Annotated in this window: 16 protein-coding genes and 1 tRNA gene; 10 read left to right on the top strand and 7 right to left on the bottom strand. The window is 69.2% G+C overall.

Annotation, left to right across the window (positions count from 1 at the left end; all coding sequences use genetic code 11):
* Positions 1 to 10: 10 nt before the first annotated feature.
* Positions 11 to 1,858, bottom strand: coding sequence for a S9 family peptidase (locus H4281_RS20775; protein WP_182892618.1), 1,848 nt, complete (start codon positions 1,856 to 1,858; stop codon positions 11 to 13).
* Positions 1,859 to 1,897: 39 nt separating this feature from the next.
* Between H4281_RS20775 and H4281_RS20770 the strand changes: the two genes are divergently transcribed.
* A complete protein-coding gene (locus tag H4281_RS20770; RefSeq protein WP_182892617.1) occupies positions 1,898 to 2,641 on the top strand; it encodes a methyltransferase domain-containing protein in 744 nt (247 codons plus the stop codon).
* Positions 2,642 to 2,835: 194 nt separating this feature from the next.
* On the opposite strand, the gene H4281_RS20765 is transcribed toward H4281_RS20770, so the two are convergent.
* Both H4281_RS20765 and H4281_RS20760 read right to left on the bottom strand, forming a co-directional pair.
* Positions 2,836 to 2,909 (bottom strand) — tRNA-Pro (locus H4281_RS20765).
* A 29-nt stretch (positions 2,910 to 2,938) separates the two neighbouring features.
* Entirely contained in the window at positions 2,939 to 3,871 is a 933-nt protein-coding gene (locus H4281_RS20760) for a metallophosphoesterase (RefSeq protein ID WP_220507619.1), read from the bottom strand.
* A 203-nt stretch (positions 3,872 to 4,074) separates the two neighbouring features.
* Between H4281_RS20760 and H4281_RS20755 the strand changes: the two genes are divergently transcribed.
* Entirely contained in the window at positions 4,075 to 4,326 is a 252-nt protein-coding gene (locus H4281_RS20755; RefSeq protein ID WP_182892615.1) for a hypothetical protein, read from the top strand.
* Positions 4,327 to 4,389: 63 nt separating this feature from the next.
* On the opposite strand, the gene H4281_RS20750 is transcribed toward H4281_RS20755, so the two are convergent.
* The gene (locus H4281_RS20750) at positions 4,390 to 6,543 is read right to left on the bottom strand and encodes a transglycosylase domain-containing protein (RefSeq protein ID WP_182892614.1); all 2,154 of its coding nucleotides are present in this window, start codon (positions 6,541 to 6,543) and stop codon (positions 4,390 to 4,392) included.
* A gap of 338 nt (positions 6,544 to 6,881) precedes the next feature.
* On the opposite strand from H4281_RS20750, the gene H4281_RS20745 reads away from it, so the two are divergent.
* Positions 6,882 to 7,175, top strand: a complete 294-nt coding sequence (locus H4281_RS20745) for a WhiB family transcriptional regulator (protein WP_020664154.1) — start codon at positions 6,882 to 6,884, stop codon at positions 7,173 to 7,175.
* Between the two features lie 44 nt (positions 7,176 to 7,219).
* Here the strand turns inward: H4281_RS20745 and bagB are convergent, their stop codons facing one another.
* The 3 genes from bagB to H4281_RS20730 are packed head-to-tail and all read right to left on the bottom strand — an operon-like array spanning position 7,220 to position 9,613.
* On the bottom strand, positions 7,220 to 8,338 hold the full coding sequence (bagB, locus tag H4281_RS20740) for an ATPase BagB (RefSeq protein ID WP_182892613.1): 1,119 nt from the start codon (positions 8,336 to 8,338) through the stop codon (positions 7,220 to 7,222).
* Complete coding sequence (bagA, locus tag H4281_RS20735) at positions 8,338 to 9,342, bottom strand: ATPase BagA (RefSeq protein WP_037808405.1); 1,005 nt, start codon at positions 9,340 to 9,342, stop codon at positions 8,338 to 8,340. The genes bagB and bagA overlap by 1 nt, the downstream gene beginning before the upstream one ends.
* Positions 9,343 to 9,364: 22 nt before the next feature.
* Complete coding sequence (locus H4281_RS20730; RefSeq protein ID WP_182892612.1) at positions 9,365 to 9,613, bottom strand: hypothetical protein; 249 nt, start codon at positions 9,611 to 9,613, stop codon at positions 9,365 to 9,367.
* A gap of 189 nt (positions 9,614 to 9,802) precedes the next feature.
* On the opposite strand from H4281_RS20730, the gene sp36 reads away from it, so the two are divergent.
* The 7 genes from sp36 to H4281_RS20695 all read left to right on the top strand — a co-directional run bounded on the left by sp36 (position 9,803) and on the right by H4281_RS20695 (position 14,299).
* Positions 9,803 to 9,964, top strand: coding sequence for a Sp36 family protein (gene sp36 / locus H4281_RS20725; protein WP_020664158.1), 162 nt, complete (start codon positions 9,803 to 9,805; stop codon positions 9,962 to 9,964).
* A gap of 10 nt (positions 9,965 to 9,974) precedes the next feature.
* The gene (locus H4281_RS20720; RefSeq protein ID WP_116205785.1) at positions 9,975 to 10,430 is read left to right on the top strand and encodes a RidA family protein; all 456 of its coding nucleotides are present in this window, start codon (positions 9,975 to 9,977) and stop codon (positions 10,428 to 10,430) included.
* Complete coding sequence (locus H4281_RS20715; protein ID WP_037808399.1) at positions 10,430 to 11,059, top strand: hypothetical protein; 630 nt, start codon at positions 10,430 to 10,432, stop codon at positions 11,057 to 11,059. Before H4281_RS20720 ends, H4281_RS20715 begins: the two co-directional genes overlap by 1 nt.
* Positions 11,060 to 11,097: 38 nt before the next feature.
* Positions 11,098 to 12,285, top strand: coding sequence for a hypothetical protein (locus H4281_RS20710; RefSeq protein ID WP_043827082.1), 1,188 nt, complete (start codon positions 11,098 to 11,100; stop codon positions 12,283 to 12,285).
* A 161-nt stretch (positions 12,286 to 12,446) separates the two neighbouring features.
* Positions 12,447 to 13,271, top strand: a complete 825-nt coding sequence (locus tag H4281_RS20705) for an NUDIX hydrolase (protein WP_182892611.1) — start codon at positions 12,447 to 12,449, stop codon at positions 13,269 to 13,271.
* Positions 13,272 to 14,048, top strand: a complete 777-nt coding sequence (locus H4281_RS20700; protein WP_182892610.1) for an MBL fold metallo-hydrolase — start codon at positions 13,272 to 13,274, stop codon at positions 14,046 to 14,048.
* Positions 14,045 to 14,299 carry a glutaredoxin domain-containing protein gene (locus H4281_RS20695; RefSeq protein WP_043827085.1) on the top strand — a complete coding sequence of 85 codons (255 nt, stop codon included), beginning with the start codon at positions 14,045 to 14,047 and terminating at the stop codon, positions 14,297 to 14,299. The genes H4281_RS20700 and H4281_RS20695 overlap by 4 nt, the downstream gene beginning before the upstream one ends.
* Positions 14,300 to 14,708: the final 409 nt, after the last annotated feature.

Here is a 14,708-nt window from a genome sequence, read left to right as displayed (position 1 = left end):
CCCGAACTTCTCAGCGCATTCCCAGCGCCCGCAAGGCGAAGTACACCTCGATGGACGTCTGTTTGATCGTCTCGGCGATCACCAGCGAGCCGTGTCCGGCGTCGTAGCGGTAGAACTCGTGGGGTGCGTCGCGCTTGGCGAGGCGGTCCAGGTAGTTCTCGATCTGCCGGATCGGGCACCGCGGGTCGTTGTCGCCGGCCAGGATCAGGACCGGGGCGGCGACCGCGTCCACGTACGTCAGCGGCGAGCACTCGCGGTACACCGCGGGCACGTCCTCCGGGGAGCCGCCGAACAGCGCGCGGTCGAACGAGCGGAGCTGTTCCATCTCGTCCTCGTAAGCCGCGACATAGTCGGCTACCGGAACGCCTGCGACGCCCGCGGCCCACCGGGTCGGCTGGGTGCCCAGCGCCAGCAGGGTCAGGTATCCGCCCCACGAAGCGCCGTTCACGACACACTTGTCCTTATCGGACAGTCCACTTTCGACGGCCCAGTCGTGGACCGCCGCGACGTCTTCCAGTTCGGTCAGGCCCGGGCGGCCTTCGATGGCGTCGCGCCACGCCGAGCCGTAGCCGGTGGAGCCGCGGTAGTTCACCTCGACCACGGCGAATCCGGCGTCCAGCCAGGTCGCGCGATAGGCGGAGAACCGGTCCTCGTCGGCCGCGTGCGGGCCGCCGTGCAGCGAAAACACCGTCGGCAGCGGGCCGTCGGGGGCATCTGCGGGCCGGGAAACCAGCGCGTGGATCCGGCCGCCGACGCCCTCGACGAACGCGTCGGTGACCGGCGACGAACGCGGTGCGCGCTCGCCCGGCGGCGTCAGCAGAACCGAATCGGTGCCGTCGGCCGCGCGGGCACGGACCGCGGCGGGTTCGGCGGCGCTGGACCACGAGTACTCGATGGTCCCGTCCGGTCGCACGCCCGCGCCGCCGATCCGGCCGGCCGGAGTGTCCACAGCGGACAGTTCGCCGGTGTCAAGGTCGTAGCGGTACAACGAACTGCGCGCCTCGTGGAAGTGCACGACGAGCAACGCGCGCGCGTCCGGATACCAGTCCGCGACGACCTCGCCGGGCAAATCGATCAGCAGTTCGGTTTCGGTGTCCGCCTGCACGTCCCACACCAGCAGTTCCTCGCGGCCGCGGCGTTCGTGCAGGACCAGCACGCGCTGGTCGCCCGGCAGCGGCGAGAACTCCAATGCCTGCAAGCCTTTTCCTTCGCCGTCCCACTTCTCCGCGACGGTCGTGAACCCGTCGGTGGACAGCACCCGCAGCGCCGGGTGCCGGGAATCCCCGTGCTCGGAATGGGAAATAGCGAGCAGGCTTTCGTCGCGCGACATCGACGCGATCCCGGCGTCGTCCGCGTGCTGGTAAAAGCGCTCGGTTACGCCGTCGATTTTCGCGAACAGTTCGCTGCCGTCGTCGGTCGAAACACCGGCCGCGATTACTCGCTGGCCGATTTCCAGACCGGCGGGGTATCCGTCGTGAATATCGGGCAGTGCTTTGACGGCCGCGGAGCTGTCGCCGTCGAACGGCTGGCTGCGCCAGGACCCGAACTCGTCGCCGTCGGTGTCGTCGAACCACCAGATGGCTGTTCCGTCGGGGGAGGGCGTGGCGTGCAGGGTGCCGTTGGGCCGGTTGGTGACGCGCCGGTGACTGTCGGTGGCCCGGTCCCACGCGTAGACCTCCCATACGCCGCTGGCGTTGGAGACGTACACGTTGGCCTCGGGTGCGTCGCGGGCCCACTCGGGCACCGAGATGCGCGGCGCGTGGAACCGCGCCAGCCAGCGCTTTTCGGCTTCGGGGTCGTCGAACAGGCGGTCCGGGACCACCGCGGGCGGATTTTGGTTGCCTGACTGCGTGCTCACCCCTCGATCCTGCCACCTTCCACCCGTACTCTGTGCGGGGTGCTGGAGGGTTACGCGCCGGGCTATGCCCAAGACGCGCTGTCGATGATGAACACGCGCACAGCGAGTGACCGCGCCGCGTTCGCCCAACAACTCTTCACCCCGGGCGCAAGAGTCCTGGACCTAGGCTGCGGTCAAGGCTCCATCACCAAGACTCTGGCACCCGCCTGTCACGTAATCGGCGTAGACATCCACCACCCCCTGCTCCCCACAGGGTCCACAGTGGACTACGTCACCGCCACCGTTTACGCCCTCCCGTTCGCCACCGCTTCGCTAGACGTCGTTTTCTCCCACGCCCTCTTCGAACACCTGACAAACCCCGCAGCAGCCCTAACGGAAATCCGCCGCGTCTTACGCCCAGGCGGCCACTTGGCAATCTCCACCTCAGACTGGAGCAGAGCAAAAATCCGCCCCAGAACCGCAAACGTAGACGCCGCCCTGCGCGGGCACTACCTCTTGCGCCGCCAAAACGGCGGAGACCCCTTCTCCGGCCGCACGATCGCCACAAAACTAGCGACCGCAGGCTTCACGAACATCACCGAACGCACTCGCTACCGCGAAGACCTGACCTACCGAGCCCTAGCCACCTACATAGAAACCCGCCTAGCCGCAGCCTTGGCACGACCCCTGACGAAGGACCACGACCAGCTGACCTCAGCAGCCCGCTCCGCCTGGTCCTGGACAAAGTCCCCCGCCATCGGCGACTTCCACCAATGCTGGCAAGAACTAACCGCCACCCGCTAACCACAACCCTCGTGCGCCGTAACGCGCAACCACCCGCCACCCAACCGCACCAATGCACTCTCGCGCCCATGCACTTTCGGGGGTCCAGGGGGCGAAGCCCCCTGGCGGGGGCCTGGGGGTCCGACCCCCAGAAGACACAACGAAGTGAGGACCTGTATCTGCGCTTTCCGCAGACACAGGCCCTCACTCACCAGTCGGGGTGGCGGGATTTGAACCCACGACCTCCTCGACCCGAACGAGGCACGCTACCAAGCTGCGCCACACCCCGAGGTACTTCTCAGCGGGTCGGGAGTAAGTCTAGCGGACGGGTTTCGCGGCTTTACGCGGGGCTGGTTTGCGGGGGTCGGAGGCCCCGGATCCGCGCGGGACCAGCGTCAACAGGCTCGCTTCCGGCGGGCAGGCGAAGCGGGCGGGGGCGTAGGGGGAGGTGCCGAGTCCGGCGGAGACGTGGAGCCACATGCGGGCTCCCCAGCGGGAGGCGCCTCGGGCGCGGCTGCGGTCGAGTTCGCAGTTGGTGATGATCGCGCCGTAGCCAGGGATGCGGAGTTGTCCGCCGTGGGTGTGGCCGGCGAGGACGAGGTCGTAGCCGTCGGTGGCGAAGGTGTCGAGGACGCGTGGTTCCGGGGAGTGCGTGACGCCGAGGCGGACGGCCGCGGTGGTGTCGGCGGGTCCGGCGATGTCGGAGTAGCGGTCGCGGTGGAGGTGCGGGTCGTCGACTCCGGCGGCGAAGACGGCCCGGCCGCCGACGTCGACCGTGCGGCGGACGTGGGTCAGGTCGACCCAGCCGTGTTCGACGAAGGCGGCGCGGAGGTCGCGCCAGGGCAGCTGGGTGCCGTGGATGCGCTTCTTCTTGCCGCGGGGCATGAGGTAGCGCGCCGGGTTTTTGGGTTTGGGCGCGTAGTAGTCGTTGCTGCCGAAGACGAACAGCCCCGGCCGGTCGAGCAGCGGTCCGAGCGCGCGAAGCACGGAGGGGACAGCGGTGCGGTGCGAGAGGTTGTCGCCGGTGTTGACGACGAGGTCGGGGTCGAGTTCGTCGAGCGCGGCGACCCAGCGTTGCTTGGCTTGGTGACCGGGAAGCATGTGCAGGTCAGAGACGTGCAGGATGGTGAACGGCGGCGTGCCGGGCGCGAGGACGGGCAACTCGGCGGTCCGCAGGGTGTAGCGGCGGCGTTCGATGCCGACGGCGTAACCGAGGGTGGCGGCCCCGAGGGCGATGGTCCCCGCGGCCAACCGCTTCGCGGTGCCCCCGGGCGGATTGGCGTTACCGAGCGTGCTCACAGGGTCGAGGATACGTGTTCGATCGGGTCGTCCGCTGTGGCCGGTGCCGGATGGCGTAGGGCGAAGGTCTCAGTGGCATTCTCTCGACATCCAGCGCCGGGCGTCGCTCGATCGAAGTGGATTGGACCAGTCCGGCAGCGATGCGGAGCCTGGCTATGGGAGCGGCGATTCTCTTCTTGCTCGCGGTGCTCGTTTTGCTGGTGGTGCTGGCGTCGTTCCCGTGGCGTCGGAGGGCGGAACCCTGGGCGCTGAGCGCGGTTGTGCTGTTTTCGCTGGGGTGGCCTGCTTACGAGTACTGGGACGGCGGCATGCCCAGCCACTGGGCGCCGCAGGTGTGGCTGATCGCGCTGGGACCCGGCTTTCTGATCGCGATCGTGCGGCTTTTCCGGATAGCGCTCAAAGGATGACGCTGAGCCCGGACAAGCGAAACGGGGCGGGAGATCGCCTCTCCCGCCCCGTTCTCACCGGATTCAGTTGGTGTACGCCGGATCCTCCGGCGGCAGCGGCACGACCGGCTGGCCCTCCATGATGTTCTTCATCGCACCGAACCACGTCTGCGCGGGTGTCTTGCCACCGAACATGTTTCCGCCGCCGCAGGTGGTCACGTTGCCGACGCCGTTGTAGCAAAGACCGCCGTTTCCGCCTTCCGGACGGAACACCATGGCCGCACCGGCCATCTGCGGCGTGCCCGCCACGAAGGTCGCCGAGCCGTTGTTCTGGGTCGTCCCCGTCTTGCCGACCAATGGCCGGTTCCAGCCGACTGCCTGCGCGGCCTTGGCGGACGTACCGCCGGGCTCCTGGTCGTCCTTGCTCATGCCGACCGCCATCGTGTTCGCCAGGCCCTCCGGCACGACCTGCTCGCACGCCGCTTCCTTGATCGGCACCGGTTTGCCGTCGCGGTCGGTCACCGATGCCAGCGGAGTCGGCGGGCACCATTTGCCGCCGCTCAGGATGGTCGCGGCGACGTTCGCCAGTTCCAGCCCGCTCGTCGGGCTGAAGCCGAGCGTGAACGCACCCGTGCCCGGGTAGCTGCCCTTGGGGCCGTAGGCCTGCGCCTGAGTCTGGTTCTTGCCCGGGTCGGTCGACTTCGGGTCGACCTTTCCGCCGCCCTGGTTGCTCGCCATCGTCTCGCGCATGCCCAGCTTCGTCGCCATGTCGATGGCGGGCCCAGTGCTGCCGAGCTTGTCCTCCAGCGCCACGAACGCGGTGTTCGGCGAGGTCGCCAGTGCTTGCTGCAACGAACCCGAATCGGGGTAGCCGTTGCCGGCGTTGCCCACGCAGTACCAGCGCGTGTTCGGCGCGCCGGTCGGCGGGCAGTGCGGCTGACTGCCGGTGAACACATGTGAGACATAGCTGCTGCCGATCGGGATGTTGCTGTAGATCCCGGCTATGTGCTGGTTCAGCACCGCAGCGGTGGTGAAGATCTTGTAGCTCGACCCCGCGCCGCCGGTGTTGAACACTCCGGACGGCAACGCATACGTCGTCTGCCCTTGATCCGCGTCGATGCCGTAGTCCCGGTTCGCCGCGAGCGCCACCACTTCGTGCCGGTCCTTGCCCGGCCGGATCAGCGAAAGCGTGTTCGCGACGTTCTTCTGGGTTTTGCTCACCTGTGTCTCAGCCGAGACCTTCGCCTCGTGGTTGGCCTTTTCGTCCAGCGTGGTCTTGATCGTGTAGCCGCCGGTGTACAGCTGGTCCTCGGACATTCCGGCCTTAAGCAGATAATCCTGGACGTACTGGCAGAAAAAGCCGTTCTCGGTCCCGGCCCCGGTGCAGTTCGACGCGGGCTTCTGCGGGGTGTCCGGCACCACGCCGAGCGGTTCCGCCTTGAACTTGTCCGCGTCCGCCTTCGCCAGTTTCTGATTGCTGACCATCCGGTCGAGCACCAGGTTGCGCCGCTTCGTCGCCTTGTCCGGGTGGTTCCACGGGTCGAGGACGATCGGGTTGTTCACGATGCCCGCGAGCAGCGCGGCCTGCGGGACGGTCAGGTTCTCCGGCGTGGTGTTGAAGTAGGCGTGCGCGGCCGCTCCGATTCCGTAGATCTGCCGGGAAAACTCGACGATGTTGAGGTAGCCCGCGAGGATCTGGTCCTTCGAGAGCTTGGTCTCGAGGTTGATCGCGATCCGGGCTTCCTTGAGCTTGCGCGAGAGCGACTGCTCCTGCGCCTTGGCCTGCCCGTTCTTGTCGTCCCGGTAGACGACGTTGATCAGGTAGTTCTTCACGTACTGCTGCGTGATCGTCGAGGCGCCCTGGGTGTCCCCGCCCGCGGTGTTGGAGACGGCGGCGCGCAGCGTCCGTCCCCAGTTCACGCCGTGGTGCTCGTAGAACGCCTTGTCCTCGGCCGACAGCAGCGCCCACTTCAGCGCCGGGTTGATCTGGTCCGGGCGGACCGGGATCCGGTACTGCTTGTACAGCGTCGCGATCGGCTTGCCGCCGGAGTCGGTGATAGTCGTCACCAGCGGCGGCGGGATGTCGGCGAGGTCGGACGACGTCTTGTCGACCGTTTCGCTCGCCTGGTTGGACACGACCCCCGCGGCGCCCACCACCGGGAACATGATCCCGGCGACCAGCACCCCTGCCAGCAGGCACAGGCCGAGGAGCTTGAAAAGACCATCCGTTTTGCGCACGAAAGCCAGGGTACTGAAGGCCCGTGTCGCCCTCGTGACCTAAGGGCCCGCGCGCCCCTGCCCGCGATCGTTAACGGGACCCCGTGTCGTGACCTTTGGTAACGGAATGCATGCTAGGTCTCGACGGAGGGAACCGAGGGACCCTACAGTCCGTCAACGTCTCACGTAGATGCCGACAGACGGAGCAGCCCGGGTGGGAGCCTGGCTGGTCCGGACGGCGGCAGCGGCACCGGGGAGGTGCCGTCACCGACGTGCGGCGCAGTGGGAAACGCTCGCGGGGGTGGGAGCGGGAGCTTCGCCTTCGCTGGTGCCATACACCAGATGAGGGAGCTGGGGGTATGCAAACCAATCAGGTTGGCTGGCGGGTCGATGCCTCGTGCCGGGACGCTGATCCCGACGGGTTGTTCGTGCGAGGCGCCGAACAGAACAGGGCGAAAGCCGTGTGCATGGGGTGCCCGGTCCGCACCGAATGCCTCGCCGAGGCGCTCGACGGCCGGATCAATTTCGGGGTCTGGGGCGGGATGACGGAACGGGAGCGGCGCGCTTTGCTGCGCCGTCGTCCGGACGTGACCAGCTGGACCGACCTGCTCGAAGCGGCCAAGCGGGACGCGCTGGCCGCCGCGGCGGGCTGAACCTGCTCGTGAGTGGCTACGCCGGTGAGAACCGGCGTAGCCACTCACGACGTCAGCTTTACTCCGATGTCGCGCAGGCCTTCGAGGTCGTGCACGTCACCGGCGAGCGCGGGCACCCGGGTCAGCGGCACTTCCGGATGCGCGCGGGTGAAGCGCGCCAGCAGCCGGTTCTCGCGCTCGGCCAGTGCGACGCGGTCGGCGTGCAGCCGCAGCACGGCCTCGGCGAGCGGCGCGTTCTGCACCGACTCCGCGGCGGTGAGCGCTTCGGTCGCGGACAGCGGAGCGAGCACTGGATGCGTGCGGTTGGCGACCAGACCGGCCAGCGGCATCGATTCGCCGGCGAGCCGCTCGACGAAGTAGGACGCCTCGCGCAGCGCGTCCGGCTCCGGCGCGGCCACCACGAGGAACGAGGTGCCCGACGACCGCAACAGCTCGGCGGTCTTGCGCGCGCGTTCGCGGAATCCGCCGAACATGCTGTCGAAGGCCTGCATGAACGCCGACGCGTCGGCGAGCAACTGGCCGCCGATGATCGTCGACACGGCCTTCGCGAACATCGAGAACCCGGCGCTGACCACCTTGCGCAGACCCCAGCCGCCCGCCTTCGCCGGGCCGGTGAGCAGCCGGATCATCCGGCCGTCGAGCGCGGTGGACAGCCGCGTCGGCGCGTCGAGGAAGTCGAGCGCGGACCGGCTCGGCGGCGTGTCGACGATGATCAGATCCCATTCGTCGGTCGCCGCGAGCTGGCCGAGCTTTTCCATCGCCATGTACTCCTGCGTGCCGGAGAACGACGTGGAAATGGTTTGGTAGAAGGGGTTCTGCAGCAGCTGCTCGGCCCGCTCGGGCCCGGCGTGCACGCGCACCATGTCGTCGAACGTGCGGCGCATGTCGAGCATCATCGCCCACAGTTCGCCCTTGGGCTCGAAGCCTTCGACCCGCACCTGCTTCGGGTGATTGCCCAGTTCGCGCAGCCCGAGCGCCTGCGCGAGCCTGCGTGCCGGGTCGATCGTGAGCACCACGGTCTGCCTGCCGCGTTCGGCTGCCCGCAGCGCGAGCGCCGCGGCGGTGGTGGTCTTGCCGACGCCGCCGGAACCGCAGCACACGATCACGCGGCTGGCCGGGTCGTCGAGGAGGGCGTCGACGTCGAGCGCCGGGTCGGCAGCCATCAGCGCACCCCCTGTTCCTGCAGCGTTTCGGCGAGTTCGTAGAGCGCGGCGACGTCGACGCCGTCGGTGAGGTCCGGCAGCTCCAGCGTCGGCAGATCGGCCTCGGCGAGCTGTTCGCGGGCCCGCTGTTCGGCGGCGACGCGGACGGCGTGCTCCACGGTTTCCTCCACGAGCGCGTCGAGCGTCGCCTCCGGCAGGTTCAGCCCGGCTGAGGCGAGGCCGGAGCGCACCCGGTCGGCGTCCACCCGGCCGTCGGCGGCCGCGGTCACCGAACGCGCGGGCAGCCGCGGCGGACGGACCCGGTTGACCAGCACGGCGCCCGGCCGCAGGTCGGCTCCGTCCAGTTCGGCCACCGCTTCGACGGTCTCGCGCACCGGCATCTCCTCCAGCAGCGTGGTGAGGTGCACGGCGGTTTCGCCGGAATGCAGCAGCCGGACGACGCCGTCGGCCTGGCCGCGGATCGGACCGGTCTTGGCGAGGTCGGTGAGAGCCTTGGTGACGTCGAGGAACTTCACCACGCGCCCGGTCGGCGGCGCGTCGACCACGACCGCGTCGTAGGTGTGGCGGCCGTCGGATTCCGTGCGCCCGACGCATTCCTTGATCTTCCCGGTGAGCAGCACGTCGCGAAGGCCCGGCGCGAGCGTGGTGGCGAACTCGATCGCCCCCATCCGGCGCAGCGTCCGCCCGGCGAAACCGAGGTTGTAGAACATCTCGAAGTATTCGAGCAGCGCCGCTTCGACGTCGATGTGCAGCGCGCGCAGTTCGCCGCCGCCGGGGACCGACGCGATCCGCTGTTCCGCGTACGGCAGCGGTTCGGTGTCGAAGAGCTGTGCGATGCCCTGCCGTCCCTCGACCTCGATCAAGAGCACCCGGCGGCCATTGCGGGCGAGCGCGAGACCCAGCGCCGCGGCGAGCGTGGTCTTGCCGGTTCCGCCCTTGCCGGTGACGAAATGCAGCCGGGCCCTGGCGAGCTCGTCGGTCCAGCCGGCGGAGGGTGTGGTCACATCCTCAACACTAAACCGGTGCTCAGCTGGCCAGCATCATGACGCTGACCGCAGCGGCGACCACCGCGACGACGATCCAGGTCACCAGGCCGGGCAGCACGGTCAGCGTGAGCACTGCCACCACGATCAGCCCGGTGAGGGTGACCGCGCCCGCGATCGCCACCTGGCCCGAATCGTTCACCCGGTCCCGCGTCTTGGCCATCACGGCCAGCGCGAGCGGCACCCCGGCCACGGCGAGCAGCACGGTCGCGACGATCCGCCAGGTCTCCACGTGCCCACGCTAGCGACCTCGTGAGCGGCGATCGCGGTTCTTGCCGTGATCGCCACTCACGAGAGCGACGATCGGATGTGAACTGACCCACACTCACCCGGCCTAGCCCGGCGCTCCCCTGGACGGGTGACGGGCTTTCGGCGGCGGCGGTCCGGAGGGGCCTTGCCCGCTTGGTTACGCTCCCGAGTCATGAGTGCGACCAAATGGGAGTACGCCACCGTCCCGCTGCTGATCCACGCTACGAAGCAGATTCTCGACCAGTGGGGCGAGGACGGCTGGGAGCTGGTGACCGTGCTGCCCAACCCGAGCGGCGAACAGCACGTCGCGTACCTGAAGCGGCCGAAGAGCTGAGGGGGCGGCGTTGACCTGGAGCGACCGGCTCGCCGAGCTCGGCATCGAACTGCCCGGAGTCGCCGCACCGCTGGCCGCGTACGTGCCGGCCGTGCGCACCGGCTCGCACGTCTACACCTCCGGCCAGCTGCCCTTCGTCGACGGCGCGCTCGCCGCGACCGGGAAGGTCGGCGGCGAGGTCAGCCCGGAGGAAGCCAAGGGCCACGCCCGCACGGCGACGCTGAACGCGCTCGCCGCGGTGCACGCCCTCGTCGGCATTGACTCTGTTGTCCGGATTGTCAAGGTGGTCGGTTTCGTCGCCTCCGCGGAGGGCTTCACCGGCCAGCCCGCGGTCGTGAACGGGGCGTCCGAGCTGCTCGGCGAGATCTTCGGCGACGCCGGGGTGCACGCCCGGTCGGCCGTCGGCGTCGCGGAGCTTCCGATCGCGTCGCCGGTGGAAGTCGAACTGATCGTGGAGGTGGAGTGATGGACCCCGACATCGAACAGTCCCTGCACGAACTGCTGCTGCGGCTCGCCGGCCGCACGCCGGACCAGTTGTTGTGGCGATTCCGCGACTGGCTCGGCGAAGGCGCGATGGGGACGCTCGCGCGGACCCTCCCGAGGTCTTTGCTCAAGCACAGGATCGATTTGGACCAGGCGGAGTACCGCCTGCTCGTGGCCGGTCTGATCCCGCACGGCGCCGACTGGCACCAGGTGAGTTCCACCCTGGGGGTAGACGACGTCACCGAGACCAGGTACACATTCACGCAGAGTGCGCCCGAATGGGTGAACTCCGTCGACTCTGTGTCCGTCTTGCTCCACGCGACGTTGCGTGGACGCGCGGATGTGGGGGAAGTACGGCAGAGCTGGCGGCGCCTCGGCGCTTCCGGCGAGGGCGGGGCGAAGCGAGTCCTGCTGGTGACGGCGACCGCGGGACAGCCCCGGCTCACCGGTGAACTGCAGCGGGTGCTGCGGGTCATGGGGGACGAGGAGCCCAGCGTCGAGGTCATCCCGCCGCGCTTCGACCTTCCCGGGTACCACCGGGCCGCGCTCGCCGAGTCCGAGCTGGTCTGCGTAGGCGCCGCGGGCGCCGGTCATCGACTTGTCGCCGCTTAACGCTCGTTGCCGCCAGGCGAGCTGGGAGGAGCAGAGCCATGGTGGAGGTTCACGACGGCCCGATGGACGGGTTCTCGGTGCCCCTGCGCCTGCATAACTTGTTGCTGGCCCTGGCGGGCCGCATCGACGACAGCGCGCTCACCGAAGCGCGGGAACTGATCGCCCGGGCCCACATCGACGAGGCGGTGGAACTCACCACCGGCACGCTGATCGCGGGCCGGATCGGGGTGAGCGAGGCCGAACAGCGCGAGCTGGCGCTGGTGCTCGAGATGAGCCGGTCGGACGCGACGCTCGCGAACGACCTGCTGGTCACCGACCACGAGCCGATGCACACGCACCGGTTCACGGGCGACAACCAGCCCGAGTTCGGTCTCGCCGAGGCGCTCGACCGGACCTTGCAGGTGCTGCCCGACGTGCGTTCCGTGCACGCGGTGTGGCGCAACACCCCGGCGGGCAGTGTGCCGGGCGCGCTGCCGCAGCGGGTCGTGCTGGTCGAGCTCGGTCCCGAGGGCAACCCGCCCGCGGTCGCGTTCCGCGTCGACACCGCGTTGCGCCGGGCGGGCATCCGCTCGGTCGTCGAGGTGAGCGGCCCGGGGATCCCGCAGTCGGATTACCACCAGGCCGCGGGTGCCGTCGCGAGCCCGGTGTGGGTCACCGGCAGCACGCATTCGGCCCCGGACTACCGGCCGGAACCGACGCCGCAGCGCAGCGCCCCGGCGCCCGCTTCGGCCCCGGTCCCCGAACCTGTCTCGGAAGCGCCGAGCCGGCACGGGCACCGTCAGCCCGAGCCGGAACCGGTCGCCGCCGCAGAGCCGGTGGTGCCGGTCGCGCCCGTGGTGCCGATCGTGCAGGCCGTGCCCGCACAGCCGGTCTCGATGCCGGAGCCGGCGGCCGAACCCGCCGCCTCTTCGGAGCGGCCGCGGACGGCCGGATCGGAGACGCGTGCCGAGCGCACGTCGGACCTGACTCCGTCCGAGGTGGCTCAGCTGCGGCGCGCGCTGGCCGAGGACCCGGAGAAGGGTCGCGAGATCGCCGCGGGCAAGCCGAGCATGCACGAGGTGGTCGAGCTGCCCGCGCTGGATCTGGACGATCCGAGCCTGTCCGAACGCGACCGCGCGCTGCTGCGCGAGCTGCACGAGGAACTGGCTGAGCGCGAGCGTGCCGAGGCCGCCCGGTTGCGGCTCAACGGCGCGTCCCGTTCCGGCGGGGACCAGCACTGGTCCTGACGCCACTGTTGTTCCGTGAAGGGCTCCTTGAGGGAATCAGATTCCCTCAAGAAGCCCTTCACGGCTTTCGGGCGACCGGACGCGGGCCGGGCTGATTCGGATTGTCGCGAGGTGACACAAGTAATCCGCGACGCGTACGGATTGCGAGGTATGTTGCCCGGGTGGAACGGCCGCGTGAATTCGTTTTCGATATCCCCGCCCGTCCCGGCATCGCGATCCGGGACAACGCGGATGGCCCGCCGGCGACCCCGAAGGACGCCGCCACGGTGATCCTGCTGCGGGACGTGTCCGACGGTGTGGAGGTCTTCCTCCAGCATCGCGTCATGGGCATGGCGTTTGCCGGCGGGATGACTGTGTTCCCTGGCGGCGGGGTTGATCCGCGGGACGCCGACGCCTCCGTGGCGTGGGCCGGGCCGCCGCCGTCGTGGTGGGCTGAGCAGTTCACCTGCGACGAAAGCCTCGCCCGAGCGCTCGTTTGTGCAGCGGTCCGGGAGACGTTCGAGGAGTCCGGTGTTCTGCTGGCCGGGACCGAGGACTCGGTGGTCGCCGACGTCGCGCCGTACCACGAAGCGCGGAAAGCCTTGGAATCACGGGAAATCTCGCTCGCCGGCTTCCTCGCCGACGCCGGTCTCACGTTGCGCGCGGACCTGCTCCACCCGTATGCGCACTGGGTCACGCCGCCGCAGGAACAGCGTCGATACGACACTCGCTTCTTCGTCGCGAAGCTGCCTGAAGGCCAGCGTGCGGACGGCGCGACCTCAGAAGCCGCAGCCGCCGGTTGGCAACCGCCCGCCGAGGCAGTCGCGGACGCGCGCGAAGGCCGTCGCACGCTGATGCCGCCGACCTGGCTGACCCTCGTCGAACTCGCCGAGTTCGCCAAGGCGGACGCGGTGCTCGCTGAGCCGCGCGAGATCGTGAAGACCGTGCCGACCCTTGTCCGGGACGGCGAGAACATCCGCGTTGTCCTCGATACTTCGGAGTCCTGAGTGACCGCTCCTGCCTATGGCGTCCTGCGCCGTGTTTCCGAAACCGCGTCGGTGCTGCTGGAGAACAATCCTTCGACGATGACGCTGGAAGGCACCAACACCTGGGTGCTGCGCGGCGGCGACGCCGCTGCCGCGGTGGTCGTCGACCCCGGCTACCACGATCTGGAGCACCTGGAAAAACTCGCCGCCGTCGGTCCGGTCGAGCTGATCCTGCTGACCCACCACCATCCGGATCACGCCGAAGGCGCACCCTGGTTCGCCTCGAAAACGGGCGCGCCCGTCCGGGCTTTCGCCCCTTCGCTCTGCATCGACGCACCCCCTTTCGCCGATGGTGACGTCATTACGGCGGGCGGCCTGGACTTCACCGTCCTGCACACCCCCGGCCACACCGACGATTCGGTGTCGCTGCTGGCCGGGGGTCAAATCCTGACCGGAGACACCATCCTCGGCCGAGGCACGACGGTCCTGCACGACCTGGGCGACTACCTGCGCTCGCTGCGCAAACTCATCGCACTCCCGGACGGCACCCCAGGCCTGCCCGGCCACGGCCCGGAGCTGCCGGATCTCCCCGCCACCGCACGGGAGTATTTGGCCCACCGGGAACAGCGCCTGGATCAGGTGCGTTCCGCCTTGGGCACGCTCGGCGAAGACGCAACGCCGCGGCAAGTGGTCGAGGTGGTTTACGCCGACGTCGACCGCGCGCTGTGGGCACCGGCCGAGGCGAGCGTGCGCGCACAACTGGAGTACCTACGGTCGTCTTCGGAGGACGGACAATGAGCAACGTCGAAGTCGAGTTCTACTGGCGCCCAGGCTGCGGCTTCTGCTCAGCCCTGCGCCGTCCCCTGCTGGAAAGCGGCCTGCCGGTCCGGGAAATCAACATCTGGGAGGAACCGGGCGCGGCCGAACGAGTCCGCGAGGTAGCGAACGGCAACGAGACGGTGCCTACGGTGATCGTGGGATCGACTGCGCTGGTGAACCCCACTTTCGACGAGGTCAAGGCCGCAGTGGCCGCGGAGACGGCTGCCTGAGGTTGTTCTGGGCGCGCTGAGCTCGGCCCTGGGTTTCCGCCCGGCGTGCAGCGGGTGCGCGCCGTACCGGCCCGGCACACCTGGATCGCTCAGGCACCCCTCGCACAGGCCCGGGTGGCGCTGCGGGCGGGGCGGCAGTGGCTTGCCCCGTCACCGCGCACTTCCGCGCGGGGCAGCCCGAGCCAGAAGGTCTGGCCGCCAACCGACAGCGACATGCTCCGGCCCGGGGCGGCGTCCGGCCCAACTCGGCACAACCACGCGCGACTTGGCTTGGCCCGGCATGGCGCAGCTGAGCATGGCGTCGCTCAATCCCGGTTGTGTCCGCCCGACCCTGTCAGTTCGGCTCAGTCCGGCCAGTTCAGCTCGGCCTGGCCAGTCCGGCCAGTTCAGCTCGGCCTGGCCAGTCCGG

The sequence above is a fragment of the Amycolatopsis dendrobii genome, assembly GCF_014145675.1.
In the GTDB taxonomy this organism is placed as follows: domain Bacteria; phylum Actinomycetota; class Actinomycetes; order Mycobacteriales; family Pseudonocardiaceae; genus Amycolatopsis; species Amycolatopsis dendrobii.
This window is presented reverse-complemented; position numbering and strand designations above follow the sequence as displayed.

Excerpts from the sequence above, each read along its gene's own strand:
- H4281_RS20755 (WP_182892615.1), top strand. The coding sequence starts at position 4,075 with ATGGGAGCGGCGATTCTCTTCTTGCTCGCGGTGCTCGTTTTGCTGGTG.
- H4281_RS20745 (WP_020664154.1), top strand. The coding sequence starts at position 6,882 with ATGCAAACCAATCAGGTTGGCTGGCGGGTCGATGCCTCGTGCCGGGAC.
- bagB (WP_182892613.1), bottom strand. The coding sequence starts at position 8,338 with ATGGCTGCCGACCCGGCGCTCGACGTCGACGCCCTCCTCGACGACCCG.
- sp36 (WP_020664158.1), top strand. The coding sequence starts at position 9,803 with ATGAGTGCGACCAAATGGGAGTACGCCACCGTCCCGCTGCTGATCCAC.
- H4281_RS20715 (WP_037808399.1), top strand. The coding sequence starts at position 10,430 with ATGGACCCCGACATCGAACAGTCCCTGCACGAACTGCTGCTGCGGCTC.
- H4281_RS20710 (WP_043827082.1), top strand. The coding sequence starts at position 11,098 with ATGGTGGAGGTTCACGACGGCCCGATGGACGGGTTCTCGGTGCCCCTG.
- H4281_RS20695 (WP_043827085.1), top strand. The coding sequence starts at position 14,045 with ATGAGCAACGTCGAAGTCGAGTTCTACTGGCGCCCAGGCTGCGGCTTC.